The sequence below is a fragment of the Bacillus sp. JK62 genome (assembly GCF_053663455.1).
The window spans coordinates 64,141-82,602 of record NZ_JBSJQA010000005.1 but is presented as its reverse complement, the minus strand read 5'-3'; the positions used below and the strand labels follow the sequence as shown (position 1 = coordinate 82,602).

Genomic DNA, 18,462 nt, shown 5'->3' with positions numbered 1-18,462 from the left:
AGTAAAAAACACAACAAAAGGCAGCATTTCTTTACAAATGCTGCCTTTCTCTGATCTATTTATCCAGGCCGAGTTTTTTCAGCTGTTCTGCCAGCGCGTTGTTCATCGGCTCCTCTTTGTTTTGGCTTTTCATATAAGAGTTGATGTCCCGCTTGGATGCGCGTCCGGATTTATCTTTCGCCTTCCGCTTTTCAAAGACGGACAGTTTCTCCCGGTGGCCGCATACACATGCGAAGGTTTGGCCTTCGCCCTGGCCGCGAAGCTCCATTTTCTTATGACAGTTCGGACAGCGGGCGTTTGTTTTTCTTGCCAGCGTTTTCCGGCTGCCGCACTCACGATCCTGACATACGAGCATCGTGCCGCGTTTGCCGTTGACTTTAAGCATCATTTTGCCGCAATCAGGGCAGGCGGTGCCTGAAATGTTGTCATGTCTGAAAGTCTGGCTGCTGTTTTTGATTTCCTTCACCGTTTTGCCCGCATATGTTTTCATGTCTTTAATGAACACGGCGGATTTCAGTTTGCCCGCTGCGATGGCGGAGAGCTTTTGCTCCCACTCAGCGGTTAAGGCCGGCGATTTTAAATCTTCCGGGACGAGCTGTAAGAGCTGCTTCCCTTTTGACGTAATGAAAATATCTTTTTCTTTTTTCTCGATCAAGAAACTGTTGAACAGTTTTTCAATGATATCAGCGCGGGTGGCGACTGTTCCGAGTCCGCCGGTTTCACCCAATGTTTTCACAAGGTTCTTCTCTTCTCCCTGCATAAAGGCGCTTGGGTTCTCCATCGCGGATAACAGCGTGCCTTCATTAAAGCGCGCCGGCGGTTTCGTCTGTCCGCTCGTTTCTTTCAATGATGAGACAGTGAGGCGCTGACCCTGCTGAAGATCCGGGAGCGTCTGGTCTTTGTCTTCCTCATGATCGTCGTCATCCTCGTACATATCATACACGGCTTTCCAGCCAGGCGATTGAACCGTTTTCCCTTTTGCGGTAAATGTTTCGCCGCCGATATCGGCTGTGACCTTTGTTTCTTCGTATTCGAACGCCGGCATTAACACGGCGAGAAAACGTTTGGCAATCAGATCGTAAAGCTTTCGTTCTTTGTCGCTGAGGCTTGAAAGGATCAGCGGCTCCTCTGTCGGAATGATGGCATGGTGATCCGATACTTTCGCATCATTGACGAATCCTTTATGCGCTTTGACGCCCCGCTTCAGTATTTGATTGACGTACTGGGCGTACGGCTTAACTTCCATGCCGTTTAAACGGTCTTTTAAAGTCGGCACGATGTCTGCGGAAAGGAATCTGGAATCCGTCCGCGGGTAAGTGACAAGCTTATGCTGTTCATACAGCTTTTGAAGCACGGACAGCGTCTCTTTTGCGGAGAAACCGAAGCGCTTATGAGCGTCCCGCTGCAATTCCGTCAAGTCGTAAAGACCGGGAGCGAAGCTTTTCTTCGCCGTTTTTTTCAATTCTGAAATGACTGCCGGCTTTCCTTGCAGGTCTTTTGCCAAACGGCCGGTCACCGTCTGATCGAACGTTCTTGTCTGTTTTGTTTTTTTATCCTGCCATGTCAGCGTCATCTGATCAGACGCCGCGCGGAGACCGTAATAAGGAACGGGTTTGAACGCCTGAATATCCGCTTCGCGTTTGGCGATCATCGCCAGTGTCGGAGTCTGGACGCGTCCGCATGACAGCTGCGCGTTAAATTTCGTGGTCAGGGCGCGGGTCGCGTTGATGCCGACGATCCAATCCGCTTCCGCTCTGGCAACGGCGGAATGATACAGGTTTTCGTACTCTTTGCCGCTGCGGAGCTTTTGAAATCCTTCTTTAATCGCCTTATCCGTCACAGAGGAAATCCACAGCCGCTTAATCGGTTTGCGGACGTTTGCCTTTTCGATAATCCAGCGGGCCACAAGTTCCCCTTCCCGTCCTGCGTCTGTAGCGATTACGATCTGGCTGACGTCTTTTCGGGCAAGCTGAGCTTTGACCGCATTGAACTGTTTTCCTGTTTTTTTAATGACGACGAGCTTTAAAGGCTCCGGAATAATCGGCAGATCCTCAAGCCGCCATGATTGAAATTCTTTGCCGTATCCTTCAGGGTCAGCGAGCGTTACCAGATGCCCGAGCGCCCATGTGACGATGTAGCGGTCGCCTTCAAGATATCCGTTTCCTTTTTTATGACATTTCAGAACGCGGGCCAAGTCCCGGCCGACTGAAGGTTTTTCAGCTAATACAACTGTTTTTGACATGCTTTTCACTTCTCTTTCTTTCACACTCATCCTGTTATTATAACAGACTTCCTCACGCTCTCTCTAATCGAGGACGTTTTTTGTGTCAATTTCTGAGAAAATGACGTGGGTCACGGTTTGGGCATACGGAGAGGTGCGGTTGATGAAGTGTTCGATGGTTTCCAGACTGTCCGCGTTAATCTTCAGCATATAACACGCCGCCCCGGCGACCCGAAAACAAAATTCAATGTTGGGAATGGATTGAATGTAGGTTTTGAATTGATCGTATTTTCCGTTTTTCACCGTCGCTTCGACAATGCAGGAGACGGGGAGCCCGATCTTTTTTTGATCAATGTCCAATGTATAGCGCTTAATAACGCCGAAGGATTCAAGCTGTCTGACACGCTCTGTGACGGACGGGGCTGACAATTTGATTTTTCTGCCCAGCTCCCGCATGGACAGGCGGCTGTCCCGCTGCAGCTCTTTAATGATGCTCAGATCCACATTATCTAGTTTCATGACTGTAGTCCTTCCTTACCCTTTTGGCTATATTATCAAGAGAAATCCGAAAAATGACAAGAACAACAGGCTGAAATCATGAAGGTTTTTTCAGGAACAGACGCGAAATGGTCATATTAGGACTGCCCTTTGCTTATAGTATAGAGGAAAAAAGATGTCCGACAGGAGGGAGCTGTATGTTACACACGCCGATCGGCAGACTTCGCACGATGGGGTTTATTGAAGGAATGTCGCTTTTGGTGCTGCTGTTTATCGCGATGCCGCTGAAGTATTGGGCTCATCATCCGCTCGCCGTCACCATTGCCGGTTCCATTCACGGCGGTTTGTTTATCATTTATCTGGCGGTGCTGGCGTATGCGGCGTTTACTGTCAAATGGCATGTGAAATGGTCAGCCGCCGGTTTTATCGCGGCCTTTATTCCGTTCGGTAATTTTATTTATGATCGCGGCCTGAGAAATTATCAATAATAAAGCTCCTCTTCTGCAGAGGAGCTTTTTTCATGCGTTACATCCATTTCGTCACCCAGGCGATATAATAAGCGCCGGGGATGAATACGAGCTGGGCGAGAAGCGTGCCCGCGACCCTTGATGTGACCATCGTCAATGAGGTCCATTTTAAGGAGACGTAGCTGCGCTTGCCCTTCGCCACATCGTCTGCCAGTACGGAGACTTTCGGGTCAACAAACACGGCCAGCAGCATAGTCGCAACGCCGTTGATTAAGCCTGATGCCATCACGGCGGTCGTGCTGTGCTCAGGCGCCAGAAGGCCGGCGTACAGAGCGGACAGAACACCGATCGTGTAAATAGACGTAATGACCATATTAATGACAAACAAGCGTTTCGGGATCATTCGGAATTGAAGCCCCTTTAAATAGGAGACTGACGGCAGTCTGATATAAGAACGCGCATGCTTCAGCCCGTTCAGTGAAAATCCTTTTTTAAATACCTGCATGACGGAGCCTCCTCCGTCCGCCAAGTGTATAATCGCCCTGGAGAATAACGCGACGAATGTCGGCAAAAGACAGATGCCGAGCATCGTTCCGACCGTGGAGCCGAATATTAAAAATCGAAACTGGGCGCCCACAACAGACAGAGCGTTTGATCCGGCGGCATCAATCAGATGTCCGGTAAACGGCTGCTGAACCATGTTTGACATGCGCGACACGATAACCATGACATTAAATAATGACAGCGCGGACGCGATAAATCCGACTCTCGCGCCGGAAAGCCGTGTTGCATAGGCAAGCGTTTCAATCGAATGTATCAGCAGCAGAAAACAGAAGATAAACAGTACTTGTGAAGTAATAACGTGCAATGTATGATTCCTCCAAATCTTTTCATACTGATTAGACTCTGCAGACTGCGGCAAGGTTTCGGCCGTTTACATAAAAAAACCGCCCGGATGTCCGGCGCGGTTTTGTCTTATTCTTTTCTTACGCAAATAAATAATATATGGTTGCCCGCCTTAGCCCGCGGGTGATTCGTATTAACAGTTCCGACAGAATCATTCTTCGAAAGTAAACACCATGGAAGTTCTTGAACACAAGACAACGAAAGCCCTACCTCTCAATCGTCACTGCGGCTCCGAAGCCGCGCCGGTGTGAATTGTAAAACAAAAAGTCTTTTTTCCATCTCTTCGTTAGGGGCGAATATCAGAAGGAAAAGAATAAGCTCAGCTTTTTTTCAAGCTGTCCGTTGAAGCATGAAGCTTCTATATCAAAACAGAAAAAAGAAGTTTACTTTCTTTTTTATTTGCATGTTGTCACTTAGCAGTTAAGTATAACAGATTGCCCCTGAATAATCAAATGATTTATTAAAGTTCCAGCTCGGCCGGCGTTTTTTCACCCGCGTTCATGAGCTTGATCTGCTTCGGTTCAATTTCAAGAATCACCAGGTTCGGATCGTCTTTTCCGTCAAACCAGCGTTCCAGTTTCGGATCCCACAGCTTTTCTTTTAAATCTGCTGAGTTGTTCAGTTTGGCGGTTCCGGCCACTTCCACATAAGCGTCACCGAATCCTTCACAGTCATACCCTAACAGAATATGAACATTCGGATTGTTTTCAATTTCTTCCGCTTTATGAGTGTCTTTGCTCGTCGGCGTGTAAATCGTTAAGCCGTCATGGAAAAATGTCATGTAGCGTGAATGCGGTTTGCCTTGCTCTACCGTCGCAAGCGAACCGACTTTATGATGATCCAGTACTTCAAGCACTTTTTCTTTGATTTCATTTTGATTCATGAAGAATCACTCCTTTTTAACGTCTCCGCTGTTACTTTTCCACATTGGGGAGACATTTAAACCAAGAAATGTGCTCTTCTGCCGATCTTCGCTCCATTCCCGCTTCAGCATGCTGTAGTTCACCGTGTCATGATAGGCGCCCTGTACGAAAATGCCTTCTCTCGTCAGTCCTTCTTTCTGAAATCCGAGCCGTTCCGCCACCGCCCTGCTTTTCATGTTTTTTTCAGCCGCGCTGATCATGATGCGGTTCAGCCCGAGGTCCTGAAATGCATGGGTGATGACCGCCCGGCAGCTTGCGGTGATAATGCCGAATCCTTCATGCTCTCGATCCAGCCAGTAGCCGATCTCTGCTTTTTGATTGACTGTATCGACATTATGGATGCTGATCATGCCGCAAAACCGGCCCTTCACAAAAATTCCGGCGTCAAACCCATTCTCTTCCGCATATTTATAGCGCCATTCGGGGATGATCACATCGCGGTACGTATCGATGTCAGCCAGTTCTTCCGCCCAGCTGAGCCATTCGCTGAGATGGTTTTGATTTCGCTTCATAACAGAATACAATTCGTCCGTATCTTCTTTGGCAAGCAATCTGATCGTCAGATGTTCCCGGATTTGACAGGAAAACACGACCGCACCTTCTTTCCTTTATTAGCCATTATACAGGTAAATTTATTTTTTTCCATACAAAAAAGATGAGGCGTGCAGCCTCATCCTTAAATGCGCGGATCGGTGAAAACATCGTGATCATCCGTGCTTGTCGATGACATTTCCGTAACGACCGCCCCTTCTTCTCCCGCTTGAAACCAATGCTTCGTATCCGGCGGAATGGTGTATTGTCCGCCCGGCTCAAGCACAATCTCATGCCAGACGGTGTAGTACTCCTTGTCTTCTTCCGGCGGGAGGACGCTTGGGTTCTCTGTCTTTTCGCCTTCCACGTAGAGATACACCTTCCCCCAGCGGCAGCGGAATGTCTCTTGTTTTCCCTTCTCGCCGCCGACCGGCGGATGGCGGTGTTCCGGACACGTCTGGCGCGGGAAGAGCACCAATTCTTTCGAACAGTAGCGGTCGGTATTCACGTAAATAAACAGCTGAAGCCCGGTTTCCTCAAGCTTGCCTAAGCCGTAATCCATGATTTGAATGTCTTCGACTTCATCATCAGTCAGAACGATTCCCGCTTTTTGATAGTATGCATTCACGTCATGTTTCGATATCGTCATGCTTCAGCCTCCTTATGTGGTCACAAATCTGCCGCCGTTGACATGCAGCGTCTGTCCGGTCATATAAGAGGATTCGTCTGAGGCCAAGAGCACATAGCAGCCGACATGCTCAACAGGCTGGCCTGCCCGGCCCATCGGCGTATCCTGACCGAAGGAAGCGACCGTTTCTTCTGAGAATGTCGCCGGGATAAGCGGTGTCCAGATCGGCCCCGGCGCCACGGCGTTGACACGGATACCATCGTTGACGAGCGCTTGCGCCATGGATCTCGTAAAACCGTTAATCGCGCCTTTCGTAGCCGTGTAGTCAATCAGCTGCGGATTGCCTGTGTAAGGATTAATGGATGTCGTATTGATGATTGCGCTGCCCGGCTTCATGTAATCAATCGCTTTTTTAGTCAAATAAAATTGTGAGTAAAAGTTTGTCTTAAAGGTTCTGTGAAGCTGCTCGCTTGTGATGTCTTTAATGCTTTCTTTCGGATGCTGTTCCGCGGCGTTATTCACGAGAATATCAAGACGCCCGAATTCTTCAACCGTTTTTTCAACGGCTTCATTGCAAAAGTCTTCCTCACCGACATCGCCGGGGATTAACAGACATTTTACGCCTTCTTCTTCCACTCGTTTTTTTGTATCTTCCGCATCATCGTGTTCATCAAAATAGACGATCGCGACATTTGCGCCTTCCTTCGCGTAAGCAACCGCAACGGCGCGTCCGATACCGCTGTCGCCCCCTGTGATGAGCGCGGTTTTCCCTTTTAATTTGTCAGCGCCTTTATATTCTTTGTATTCGTAAACAGGCGTCGGATTCATTTCGCTTTCAATGCCCGGCTGGCGGTTTTGTGATTCCGCCGGGAATTCCTTCGGATAGTTTTCCATGTCAAGTTCCTCCTTCTGGTTCGTTGTCATATTTCTTGTCTACCTCGGCTGTCTTCCGGATAAACATGATTGAGACAGTTCAAAACGTTTTCGGAGAAAAATGTTTCACATGGAACGCAAGAAAAAAACCCGGCTGGCAGCCGGGTTTTTGTTCACTATTATGAACGTACCGCTTGTTTGCGGAGCACGTCTTTTCTCACTTTTCCAAGGTTGTTTTTCGGAAGTTCGCTGACGAACTCAATGTCCGGAATTTTAAAGGCAGCAAGACGTTCTTGCAGGAATCGGGTCACTTCTTCTTCTGTCAGGTCTTCTCTGCCGTTTGTCACGATGAACGCTTTCGGCTTTTCGCCGTAAAGCGGATCAGGGATACCGACAACCGCTGTTTCGAGAATTCCCGGCACTTGCTGAATGACTTCTTCAATCTGGTCAGGATAAATATTATCGCCGCCGTAGATGATGACATCTTTATAACGTCCGGTGATAAAGATAAATCCGTCTTCATCCACATAGCCGGAATCGCCGGTATGGAACCAGCCGTCTTTCAGCACTTTTCGTGTCGCTTCTTCGTTACCTTCGTAGCCTTTAAATAAAAACGGACTTGTCACAACGACTTCTCCAATTGAGCCTTGCGGAAGGACTTCACCTGTTTCCGGATCTACAACGCGGACGTCCACTTCTTCCATCGGTTTACCTGCGGAAGCGGCTTTATCCATTCCCATTTGCGGATTCCAAGAGCTGATGCCCCACGCTTCCGTGCTTCCGTATCCGTGCATGAGCGGGATGCCGATGTCGAGATACTGCTGGATCAGGCTGCTTGGCACCTTTGTGCCTCCTGTCATCATATAAACGATAGAAGACATGTCAGTCTGGTGCGTTTCCCATGCTTTCAGCAGGTATGTGAAATAGACTGGCAGCGCCATGATGGTTTGAATTTTTTCTTTTTCGATGAGCTTCAAGTTTTCCACAGGGTCCTGATTGTCTGTCATAATGAATGTCGTTCCGCTCATCGTGCCGACCATCTGGCAGATAATCGCGCTCGTATGGTAATTCGGATGGCATGCTAAGAAGCGGACATGCTGCATTCTCCCCGTGTAAGCCAATGTCGCGTTTACGTAGTTGTATATGCCGCCGTGAGTGATCATGCAGCGTTTCGGATTGCCGGTTGTACCTGAAGTAAACATCAGCAATGCCGTATCGTTTTCAGACACCGTTTCGACATCCGGTGTATCACCGGAGCCTGTCAATAAAGCGTCAAACTCAGGCGTTGTCTCCGCAGCTGTTCCTGTCTCGACCTTCAGTTTAAGAGAAGATACCAGCGCAGGAAGAACTTCTTCCATAATCTCTTTAAATTCAGTGCCGAAAAAGACAGCTTTCGGTTCACAGGCTGCTAAAATGCCTTTCATTTCGTAAGGTGTTAATTGCCAGCTGACCGGCACAACAACCGCGCCGATTTCGAGTGCCGCAAACATGACAATGGATGACGCGTGGCCGTTTTTGCAAAGCATCGCCACTCTGTCGCCTTTTTTTATTCCTTTATCAAGAAGCGCTTGTGCAAGCTGGTTGATTCGTTTTCGATATTCCGCGTAGGTCAGGGTATGCGCACCGCTTTTTACAGCTTCGATCTCTTCGCTATTTGAAATGTCATGCAGAATCAGATGCTGTAATGTCTCCATATTTTCATCTCCCATAATCATAAATCACAAAAAACTCTGTCAGATTTTCTTCCTCACGCAACCCATTTTAAACCAAAAAATATAACTTGTAAAACAATTTTGTTTTAGAACTATTCCATTCGTGAATGATACAATAGTCCCATGTTTTTAGTTTCTTCCCTTCCCCTTACCCTCATACATGCAGAAAAAAACACACCCCATATGAGGTGTGCGCTTTCTGTTTACCGCTGTCCTTTCTCCTGAATGAAATGATAAAACAGCTTGTTTAAACGTTTGTATAAATCGGCTTCATCCTCCGTCTGGAAGGCTTTTATACTGTCTTCGGACTCGATGATGGCGGAGCTGACCGCACTTAGTATTTCCGACCCTTCAGCGGGCATATCAGCCGGCGCCATCATCACCAAAGCGCGGCCGACGGTCAGGGAATTTCCGTCCATGCCTTTGACACTGCATGGAGCCGTCAAATCATAAATTTTGAAAAAAGGCGTGACAATTTCTTCATTTTTGAGATGGTACAGCGCCATCGCCGTTCCCGGAATGCCGAGTCCGCCCTGTCGTTCACGCTCTGCAAGGCGCTGTGCGGTTTGTTTGGCATTACGGACAAATCCTTCTTGCTCAAGCATGGCAAACAAACGATTCAAAAACAGTTCGTACGCCGTGTTTGACTCAATGGATTTGACCGAAAAGTTCCGCAGCACGCTTTGGATAACCGCCGCATAATGTGCCATACGGCCGGCCGCTTCCAGCATATCAGGCGTCTCCGGCTGCTTCTCTTCTCTTTTACCGTTTCTTTTTTTGTCAAGAATCAGCGGAATTTTTCTTTTGATGTACTGCTTCACCTGATCAGCGTCTTCTTCGTTTAAAAGCGGACTGACCATGACGTAATCAATGTTTCCATACGGGATCGGAACGGTGGATACGATCATGTCATACGCGGTGATGTCTCGGTCCTTCAGTTCGATGAGGGAAGACATATCAAAGGAACGGATTTCCGGAAGCTCCTTTTTCAGTCTGGATGCGAGCATTTTGGACGACCCGATGCCGCTGGAACAGACGATCAGCGCCTTGATCTTCGCTTCTTCCCGTTTGATTTCCAGAGCGGAGCCGAAGTGAAGAACGATGAAAGCGATCTCATCATCAGAGAAAAGAAGCCCCGGAAAGAATTTTTCCATTCCTTCTTCTACGGCCATGTACAGCAGAAAGTAGTCGCGTTTAATTTGCTCGGTCATCGGGTTGTACATGTCGATATTTTCTTTCACCCGGTTGATCGCAGGCTCCAGATGGGCGATTAAACCGTCGTATAAAGAACCGTTTTCCGTCAGATCAATTTTGATTTTTTCAGAAATGAATCCGATCAGCTGCTTCGTTTGCAAGGCCGTTTCAACTTCAATGTTTTCCGGTTTGAATTCCGTTTTGTATTGGCGGTTGGCGCTCCGCAAATGAATGGTGATATAACCGATCTCAGCTTCCGGAATTGAAACGCCGAACGCTTTTTCAAGCTCTTTAGCCATTTCCAGCGCAGAGCCGTACTCCTTCGTCTGCTGCAGCGCTTTTAGTTCCGAAGCCTCCATCGTGATGGTTTCTCCGAGCCTGATCCGGTCCATCGCAAAGGTTAAATGAACCGCAAGCGCCATGTATGAGCTGTCAGATAAGGCGATCGCGATTTTTTCCTTGAGCTGAATCAAGAGCCGGTCCATTTTCAAAAGTTCCGCTTTATTTACGACGCCGAACATTTTTTCAGCATCGTCCGGTTTTCCTTTAATATTGAATTCAACCGCTTCCAAAAAACTCTGAATATCAAGCCGGTTGACGATGAGATTGCCGACGATTTTCCGTTTCGCATTTTCCGGCCCCGTCAGCTGAATGCCGAAGCCCCTTTTTCGGATCAGCGTCAAGCCGAAGGGCGCAATCCAAGTCTCCAGCTCATCCAGATCATAACTGATTGTCGCGTTTGTCACTTGCAATTCGTTCGCCAGACTGTAGAGCTTGATCGGCTCTTGCGACTCTAATAGAGAACATAGAATTAAAAGTTTCCGCTCCTCAGCGCTGTATTCATGCTGTTCATAGGACAGGTCTGACAGGAGTTTTTGTTTGTCCTCCGGGTTTCCTACCGCTTTCAGTCCTTTGCCGGGCTGTTTATCAAGTGCCAGACCGAATGATTCCATTATCGGTTTGATTGTTTTTAACTCGCGGTGAACGGTTCTTGTGCTGACTTGTAAAGCTTCTGCCAGTTCATGCACTGTCTCGTAACGGTTCTGCAGTAATAGATGTTTCATTAATTTTTGTTCTCTCGCTGTCATATACATGAAACGCGCCTCCAGATTTTCTAGTTGTGAGAAGTATGGCATATGGGGAGTGCTGCCGGGGAAAGTGGTGTAAATTATAATATAAAACGCTTTCAATGATTATTCAACCATTTTCAAATGGCAATTTGGCACTGGGCCGTGTGACAGTATTGAAAAAGAAAAATGTGTCAGATAATATGCCATGACGCTTGTTACTCTTGATCCGCACGGCTATACTTCAAAGTGACCTTACTTGTTTTTAGACATTGCACACCACATAAACAAACGCCCGGAAGATACCTTCCGGGCGTTTGTTCTGTTTATGGAATATCGCAGCCTTGGACACCGGTATAAATCCGGAACCACTGATCATGGCTGAGTTTGTATGCGGATGCACGCACCGCGGCGGAAATGCGGTTCTCTTTTCCGCTGCCGACAATCGGCATGATGTCTGCCGGGTGGGTGAACAGCCATGCGTACATGACTTCGTCAATGGAAGCGGCGCCGATTTCTTCCTGTACGGAACGAAGCGCGGCACGGATTCGGAGGTCCTTATCTGATTGTCCTGTAAAGACGCTCCCGCCCGCAAGCGGTGACCACGCCATCGGCGGAATGCGTTTTTCCTGACAGAAATCCAGCGTGCCGTCATGAATATTTTCCAGCTTGTACGCCGATATTTCAATTTGGTTTGTGATGAGCGGATCATCCAAATAGGATTCGAGCATTCTGTACTGGTGCGCTTTAAAGTTCGATACCCCGAAATATCTGACCTTGCCCGAGCTTTTCAGCGCGTGAAACGCTTCAGCCACAGCCTCCGGATCCATAAGCGGGTCCGGTCTGTGAATGAGCAGCACATCCAGATAATCCGTATTCAGATTCAAAAGCGACTGCTCCGCCGACGCTAAGATGTGAGACTTCGACGTATTATAATGATGCGACTTGTTTCCTGGCCGCTCCGGTGATTCAATGACAATCCCGCATTTTGTGACGATTTCGATTCGCTCCCTTATTGAAGGCGAAAGGGACAAAGCGCCGCCGAACAGCTTTTCACACGTATAACCGCCGTATATATCGGCATGATCGAAGGTGGTGATGCCTTGGCTGATACACCATTCAATCAGATTCAGCAGCTCTCCGTCTGAAACATTCCATTCGTTCAGACGCCAAAGCCCGTGTATCACTCTTGAAAATTCCAGGTCTTCAGCCAATTGAATGCGCTGCATGTGAAATCCCCCTTTTTCTTAGAGCCTCTTGTATCTCTGTTTTCAGGAATTGCCCATGCTGTTTCATTCTGCTTCGGCGGCCGATTTTCCTTTCAGCCCGCAAAAATCGTCATTTAATGATTCTGAAACTGCTTTTTCGCTTTTTCAACGACGTAATGGCTTCCGCCGCGTTTTTTGACGTCTTGAATCATCATCGCGATCAAGAGGTCTTTCTTTTTATAATCGTAACCGACAAACCAGCCGTTTTCTTTGCCGTCTTTATCTTCTTTAGACGTTTTCAGCTCGGCTGTACCGGTTTTTCCGGCTACGGTAATGCCGCTTACGGCCGGCTGATATGCAGAGCCGCGCGGATCTTCAACGACGCCTCTCAGCCCTTTTGTGATTTCTTCGGCATTGGCTTTTGACACCACTTGCTTATGCCAGATTTGCGGTGTTTTTTCTCCGTCTTTGATCAATGTCGGTTTGACGAGATTTCCGTCTGTTACAAATGCGGTATAGTCAGCCGCTAAGTGCAGCGGAGACATCAGCATCTGCCCCTGGCCGTAGCCCGTATCTCCGAGAAGAATCTCGGAATCAAGCTTGCCGTTAGCGATTGAGGACTTTTCAATCGGAAATTGGTACGGAATCTCTTCATCAAAGCCAAATGTTTTTAATCCTTTTGTAAACGCGTCCGCTCCGGCATCTATGGCATTTTGCGCAAAGTAGATGTTGTCCGATGTGATCAGCGCGTTTTCGAGATCCACTTCATTCAGGCGCTCTGATACGCGTGTGACATGGTAACCGCCCCAGCTCGAATCTTTCTGCCACTCTTTACCGGTGATTTTTTTCTTTTCCGACGCTTTCAATGTGCCGTTTGTCAGGCCGACTGCCGCGGCAATCGGTTTAATCGTTGATCCCGGCGCATAAAGTTTGTTGAATTTCGCTGAAAACGGATTGTTTTTATCTTCATTCAGCTTTTTCCACTCTTTTCCGCTCCAGCCGAAAAGAAAGCCGTTCGGGTCATAAGACGGTGCGCTGACGAGCGCGAGGGTCTCTCCCGTTTGCGGTTCGAGGGCGACTGCCGCTCCGCTGTCGTCTTTCATAGAATCATACAGCTTCGTCTGCGTTTTCATGTCAATCGTTACATGAATATCCCGCCCGCTTTCGGCTTTCTTTTCAGCAATGACCTCACCTGTTTGCGGGACGTAAATTTTCCAGCCGGTCGTGCCGCGCAGCTTGTCTTCATATACATTCTCAAGGCCGGCGATGCCGATTTTGGAAGTATCGCTGTATTGGCCGTCTTTCGCTTTTTTCAGCTGCTCCGCTGTGATGGTTTTAATATAGCCGGTCAGATGGGCCGCTTTTTCGCCGTACGGATAGTAGCGGGAGCTGACTTTCGTTTTCGTCACGCCGTCTAGTGCGAGCAGGCTTTTGACCTTGCTTTCATCATCCGGTCTGATTTTTTGAATCGGGACATAGGAGTCGTCTTTTACCCAGCCCTGGTTCAGTTTGCTTTTGATATCGTCTTCAGAAAGGTCCAGTTTTTCAGACAGTTTTTTGATCACGCTGTCTTTATCCTTGCCGAGTTTTCCAGGAATAATGCCGATTTCCGGCACCTCGGTATTCACGGCGAGACCTTTTCCGTCTTTGTCGTAAATTTGTCCGCGCTTCGGTTCCTCATTTGCGATCTGCACGGTTTTGTCATCGGAAAGCTGTTTGAAAATAAAAGAAGGATTCCAGTCAATGTTCCATGATTCGCCATCGTCTGTTTTCTCTTTTTTCAGGACGGCCGTGTTTTCAAAAGCGACCTTCCCTGCTTTTGTATCCATGCTGACTTTATAATCGATGTGCTGGAGGTCATCTTTTTTCTTATCGTCTTCGTCCTGTTTTTCGGCAGTGACTTTCAGATTTTTGACCCCTGCTTGTTCATAAATGGTTTCATATCGTTTTACAAAATCCTTTTTGGATCGTTTTTTCTTTTCATCTTGGGTGAGGCTTTGGTACATCTTATCGTAATGACCGCCGTTCCAGTCTTTTACGAAATCTTTCATTCTGTCTTCGGCCGATTCCGTTTTCGAGCAGCCGATCAAACCTATGATTCCTGCGAGTAAAAGTAATAGGTATAACCCTTTTTTCACTGTCTATTCCCCTGCCTTCCAACTGTTATTTTCTCCTAAACCAAATCAGGCTGGCAAGGATTTTTTTCTCAGAGCGTTTAAAATTTTTTTGTTTTTTCGGCCGTCACGGGCCATATTCTTATACAATGTATCTATTAAAAAAAGGAGGAATTTCAGATGATCAGAGAAGCAGCCATGCTGTATGTAAAAGAAGGCCTTGAGGGGGAATTCGAAGAGGCATTCCGCCGGGCGGAGCCGATTATCGCGGGCATGAAAGGTTATCTGTCCCATTCCTTGTCCAAATGTATGGAAAAGACGCATAAATATTTGCTGCTTGTGGAATGGGAGACTTTAGAAGATCATACAAAAGGCTTTCGCGGATCGCCGGAATATCAGGAATGGAAAGCCTTACTGCACCGTTTTTATTCACCATTTCCCGTTGTGGAGCATTTTCAGGATCTATCAGACTCAGATCGCGTGAAGCGTAAAACCGATTAAGGAGATCGACCATACAAAAACGGCGGTATAGATATTGAATTTCCCGGAGCCGTCGTTTTCTTTCCGTTTTTCCTCCAGCCCCTGAATGAACATGACCGCACCGAGAAACACGAGCATAACCGGCTGTATGACGGAGGTATGTTCCGCATACGTAAATGCGGCGGCCGCAAGTATAATAATCAGCATCGCGAGTGACAGTTTTAAGGCGCGCAGCAAAGCAATCCATCCTTTCTATTATCATTTTTTGAACACAATTCTATTTCTGTCTTTATCCCCCATTATTCTAGCGTACTTTTTGTGCGGATAGAACGAAAGTCGGACAATTTTAAGTTTGTTTTAAGGAGCACGAAAAGCGCGCTCCCCATGAAAAGGAGCGCGCGGTTATGAGCGGGCGAGGCTTCCGTATCCGAGCCCCCGCAGGACGCATGCCATGACTTCATACCCCTTGCTGTTGGGGTGTACGCGGTCATGAGAAAGATATTCATTCATTTTTCCTTTGAAAGCGCTGTGGACGTCGGCAATTTTGACGTGCGGCGCCGATGCGAGCGTGCTGAGGTGCGCATTATAAGAGGATATCCATTTTTCTGCAATGGAGATGCCCGGGAAAGGATTGTATAAATTGAAGACGCGGATCTCATAAGGAGACGGGTGCGGTCCTTTTAAGGCAGCAATCTTGGCTATCATCTTTTCAAAGTTCTCATGGCAGTGACTGGACACGCTGGTGAATACCGAAGCATCCGATGTTTGCTGATATGCCTGAACCGAATCAATCAAATCGTTGCCGCAGCCTGTAATCGTAATCATATCAGCAGCCTGAATCCGCCTCTGAATATACGGTAAGGACATAAGCCCGAGAATTTCTCCAGTCTCAAGGCCTGATTTGGCAAAGATGGATACGTCGGTTTTTGTCTGTAAATCTTCTGCCATCATGCGCCCGAACCGCTGGACAAAACCGGCGGAAAACGGTCCGGATCCCCTCCCCGTCGTCAAAGAATCCCCCAGCGCCGTATAAACAAGTCCCATTTACTTTCCTCCACTCGTTACTATCGATATTGTAATGTACGCGAGTGAAGAAAAATTGGCTCGGTCAATAACCTAATTTCTCAGAAATATGCTGTGCGGCGTTTTTGACCTTTTCGGTTAAATACGGCAGCCTGTCCTCTGAAAACCGGGCTTCGAAGCCGGCGATGCTGATTCCGGCAGCCACCTTACCTTCGTGATTGAAAATCGGCGCCCCGATCGCCGCCGTATAATCTTCTAATTCCGAATAGCTGATCGTATAACCTGATTGCAAGGATCTTTCAATGGAGTGAAGCAGTTCAGCCCGATCCGTCATCGTGCCTGAGGCGATTGCGGCAAGCTTTGTCTTCTGAATGTATGTGTCAATCTCCTCTTCCGGCAGAAACGATAAAATGCTTCTGGCGCACGCTCCCGCGTACAGCGGCGACCGGCGGCCGATTGCCGTATACAGGCGGACGGTTTGGGTGCCTTCAATTTTTTCGACGTAAATGGCTTCATCCCCGTCCCTCATGATCAGCTGAACGGCCTCATCCACTTCGCTGCACAGCTCTTCCATAATCGGTTTGGCTATTTTCCTGATATCCAGACGTTCAGAGACGAGCTGGCCGAATTGTAAAAAGATCAGGCCAAGCTGATAACGGCCGTCCGCTGCCCGGGTGAGAAATCCCGTTTCTTCCAGTGAGCTTGCCATCCGGTGAACCGAAGTCTTCGGCATTTCCGATAGAGAAACCAGCTCATTTAAGCTCAGGCTCGGTTCAGTCAGAAACAAATGAAGCAGTTCCATTGATTTGATGACGGTTTTGTTTTTGTTTTCCATGGTCTTTAGCCCCTTTGTCAGATCACCCATTCCATTTTGAGCCTTGCTTTCAGCTCCTTCAGCTGCTGTTCCTTCTCCAAAAGCAGCATTTCCGCTTCCTCCAGCGAAACGGCCCGGAACGTAATATGTTCCCCCGGCATCGTTTGGGCGACGAGAGGAAGATCGGCGGATATGATATGCGCCATCCGCGGATAGCCCCCCGTCGTCTGTCTGTCAGCCAGCAGAATAATCGGATTGCCGTCCGGCGGCACCTGCACCGTTCCGAACGTCACGGCCTCAGATACCATTTCCAGCGGCTCCCGCAATTCAAGCGGAGCGCCCTTCAGCCGGTAGCCCATTCGGTCGGATTGAGGCGTGACCGTATATGACTCTTGATAAAAACGTAATTTTGCTTCTTCTGTAAAAGCGTGAAATTGAGCGCCTTCAAGCACTCGTATGACCGGATTTTTTTTCAGCGGCAGAAATCCTCTGCTGCTGACAGACCAATCAGGCGCTGAGAAACCATGCTGTCCGAAAGAATCGCTCAGACGGTACGCGATTGATTCCGAACATGGCGTCATACGGCCGAGCGGCAGCTCATCATCTTTTTGCAGCGCTCTTCCGCAAAAGCCGCCGATCCCCGCTCTGACATACGTGCTTTTGCTTTCCATGACGGCGGGCACGTCAAATCCCCCCGCGACGGCGAGATAAGCGCGGCTCCCCATCTTGCACGGCCCGAATGAGACGACGCTGTTTTCCTTTATCAAAACCGGTTTCCACAGAGGGGCGGGCTCCCCATTAATATGAAAGGCGAAATCCGCTCCCGTAACGGCAATAACCGCGGGTTCTGAGAACTCAAAGGAAGGCCCTGGCCCCATAAGCGTAACTTCAAGCCCCGCCTCTTTTTCTTGATTTCCGGCAAGAAGATTGGCGATGCGCAGAGAGATCGTATCCATTGCGCCGCTTCCCAATACACCGTATTTTTGATATCCCGTCCGTCCCGTGTCCTGAACCGTCGTCAAGAGACCGGGTTTTACCACTTTCATACTCATTCGGCTCCCTCCTTGATGCGGCTGTACTCCTCTGCTGTGATCCGGACGAATTTCACCGTATCGCCCGCTCTCAAAAGACTCGGCGGATGTTCTTCCGGCCTGAAAAGCCGGAGCGGGGTGCTGCCGATCAGCTGCCAGCCGCCGGGAGTGGATATCGGATACACACCGGTCTGCATTCCCGCGATTCCTACTGAACCGGCCGGGATGGACGGCCTTGGCGACGCCTTTCTCGGCGCTCTGATCCGCTCAGACATTCCTCCTAAAAACGGAAACCCCGGCGCAAATCCGAGCATATAAACGAGATATTCGCCTTCAGTATGAATGCGGATGACGTCTTCCGGGGTCAGATCGTTCATCTCAGCGACCTCTTCTAAATCGGGACCGAAATCACCGCCGTAGCAAACGGGGATTTCCATCATCCGGCGCTCTTCTTTGCGGCCGGTCATTATATGACTGAGACGTTCTGTCACTTCTTTCTTGACCAGAGCAAAAGGAGAGACGCCTTTTTTTATGTTTGAGACGGCATACACGTCATAAAAGATCGTTAAGCTTGTGAATGCCGGAATACATTCAACGAAGCCCGGAAACGGCCGTTCTTCCATACAGGCTGCCGCCGCATGCACCCGGCTGTTGACCTCTTCGCTGATGTGCCCGCCAAAGCGGATGATAACGGCGGAATCACCGTACGGCTGTATATCAAGCGCTGTATTTCCGCTATACTGCATCATTGTCATCACCTCGTTGTATTCTT

General features: G+C 48.5%; 18 protein-coding genes. 2 read left to right on the top strand and 16 right to left on the bottom strand.

What is annotated here, in order from left to right; genetic code table 11:
• Positions 1–55: 55 nt before the first annotated feature.
• Complete coding sequence (locus tag ACWJJ4_RS12820; protein WP_106080143.1) at positions 56–2,242, bottom strand: DNA topoisomerase III; 2,187 nt, start codon at positions 2,240–2,242, stop codon at positions 56–58.
• A gap of 63 nt (positions 2,243–2,305) precedes the next feature.
• Positions 2,306–2,740 (bottom strand): Lrp/AsnC family transcriptional regulator, encoded by a 435-nt coding sequence (locus ACWJJ4_RS12815; protein ID WP_003156263.1) that lies wholly within the window; start codon positions 2,738–2,740, stop codon positions 2,306–2,308.
• A gap of 176 nt (positions 2,741–2,916) precedes the next feature.
• Between ACWJJ4_RS12815 and ACWJJ4_RS12810 the strand changes: the two genes are divergently transcribed.
• Entirely contained in the window at positions 2,917–3,207 is a 291-nt protein-coding gene (locus tag ACWJJ4_RS12810) for a DUF3817 domain-containing protein (RefSeq protein ID WP_003156265.1), read from the top strand.
• Positions 3,208–3,244: 37 nt separating this feature from the next.
• On the opposite strand, the gene ACWJJ4_RS12805 is transcribed toward ACWJJ4_RS12810, so the two are convergent.
• The 9 genes from ACWJJ4_RS12805 to ACWJJ4_RS12765 all read right to left on the bottom strand — a co-directional run bounded on the left by ACWJJ4_RS12805 (position 3,245) and on the right by ACWJJ4_RS12765 (position 14,366).
• The gene (locus ACWJJ4_RS12805) at positions 3,245–4,054 is read right to left on the bottom strand and encodes a lipid II flippase Amj family protein (RefSeq protein WP_014304362.1); all 810 of its coding nucleotides are present in this window, start codon (positions 4,052–4,054) and stop codon (positions 3,245–3,247) included.
• A 498-nt stretch (positions 4,055–4,552) separates the two neighbouring features.
• Positions 4,553–4,975, bottom strand: a complete 423-nt coding sequence (locus ACWJJ4_RS12800) for a pyridoxamine 5'-phosphate oxidase family protein (RefSeq protein WP_003156270.1) — start codon at positions 4,973–4,975, stop codon at positions 4,553–4,555.
• A gap of 6 nt (positions 4,976–4,981) precedes the next feature.
• Positions 4,982–5,605: a GNAT family N-acetyltransferase gene (locus tag ACWJJ4_RS12795; RefSeq protein ID WP_070081378.1), complete on the bottom strand. Its 624-nt coding sequence runs from the start codon at positions 5,603–5,605 to the stop codon at positions 4,982–4,984.
• An 86-nt stretch (positions 5,606–5,691) separates the two neighbouring features.
• Positions 5,692–6,195, bottom strand: coding sequence for a D-lyxose/D-mannose family sugar isomerase (locus tag ACWJJ4_RS12790; RefSeq protein ID WP_014304360.1), 504 nt, complete (start codon positions 6,193–6,195; stop codon positions 5,692–5,694).
• A gap of 12 nt (positions 6,196–6,207) precedes the next feature.
• Positions 6,208–7,068, bottom strand: a complete 861-nt coding sequence (locus ACWJJ4_RS12785) for an SDR family oxidoreductase (protein WP_134986384.1) — start codon at positions 7,066–7,068, stop codon at positions 6,208–6,210.
• A 158-nt stretch (positions 7,069–7,226) separates the two neighbouring features.
• Entirely contained in the window at positions 7,227–8,741 is a 1,515-nt protein-coding gene (locus ACWJJ4_RS12780) for a class I adenylate-forming enzyme family protein (RefSeq protein ID WP_063174392.1), read from the bottom strand.
• Between the two features lie 221 nt (positions 8,742–8,962).
• Positions 8,963–11,047 (bottom strand): BglG family transcription antiterminator, encoded by a 2,085-nt coding sequence (locus ACWJJ4_RS12775; RefSeq protein WP_454021682.1) that lies wholly within the window; start codon positions 11,045–11,047, stop codon positions 8,963–8,965.
• Between the two features lie 299 nt (positions 11,048–11,346).
• A complete protein-coding gene (locus ACWJJ4_RS12770; RefSeq protein ID WP_232213356.1) occupies positions 11,347–12,249 on the bottom strand; it encodes an aldo/keto reductase in 903 nt (300 codons plus the stop codon).
• A gap of 113 nt (positions 12,250–12,362) precedes the next feature.
• Positions 12,363–14,366 (bottom strand): penicillin-binding transpeptidase domain-containing protein, encoded by a 2,004-nt coding sequence (locus tag ACWJJ4_RS12765; RefSeq protein ID WP_077721815.1) that lies wholly within the window; start codon positions 14,364–14,366, stop codon positions 12,363–12,365.
• Positions 14,367–14,522: 156 nt separating this feature from the next.
• Here ACWJJ4_RS12765 and ACWJJ4_RS12760 point away from each other — a divergent pair, with 156 nt between their 5' ends.
• A complete protein-coding gene (locus ACWJJ4_RS12760) occupies positions 14,523–14,843 on the top strand; it encodes an antibiotic biosynthesis monooxygenase family protein (protein ID WP_003156282.1) in 321 nt (106 codons plus the stop codon).
• On the opposite strand, the gene ACWJJ4_RS12755 is transcribed toward ACWJJ4_RS12760, so the two are convergent.
• The 5 genes from ACWJJ4_RS12755 to pxpB all read right to left on the bottom strand — a co-directional run bounded on the left by ACWJJ4_RS12755 (position 14,814) and on the right by pxpB (position 18,439).
• Positions 14,814–15,029, bottom strand: a complete 216-nt coding sequence (locus tag ACWJJ4_RS12755) for a YczI family protein (protein WP_369719110.1) — start codon at positions 15,027–15,029, stop codon at positions 14,814–14,816. The genes ACWJJ4_RS12760 and ACWJJ4_RS12755 overlap by 30 nt on opposite strands.
• Before the next feature lie 195 nt (positions 15,030–15,224).
• A complete protein-coding gene (locus tag ACWJJ4_RS12750; RefSeq protein ID WP_063174372.1) occupies positions 15,225–15,866 on the bottom strand; it encodes a GDSL-type esterase/lipase family protein in 642 nt (213 codons plus the stop codon).
• Between the two features lie 64 nt (positions 15,867–15,930).
• Complete coding sequence (locus tag ACWJJ4_RS12745) at positions 15,931–16,680, bottom strand: IclR family transcriptional regulator (protein ID WP_003156285.1); 750 nt, start codon at positions 16,678–16,680, stop codon at positions 15,931–15,933.
• A 17-nt stretch (positions 16,681–16,697) separates the two neighbouring features.
• Entirely contained in the window at positions 16,698–17,705 is a 1,008-nt protein-coding gene (locus ACWJJ4_RS12740; protein WP_094247900.1) for a 5-oxoprolinase subunit C family protein, read from the bottom strand.
• A gap of 2 nt (positions 17,706–17,707) precedes the next feature.
• Positions 17,708–18,439, bottom strand: coding sequence for a 5-oxoprolinase subunit PxpB (gene pxpB / locus ACWJJ4_RS12735; RefSeq protein ID WP_454021681.1), 732 nt, complete (start codon positions 18,437–18,439; stop codon positions 17,708–17,710).
• Positions 18,440–18,462 lie beyond the last annotated feature (23 nt).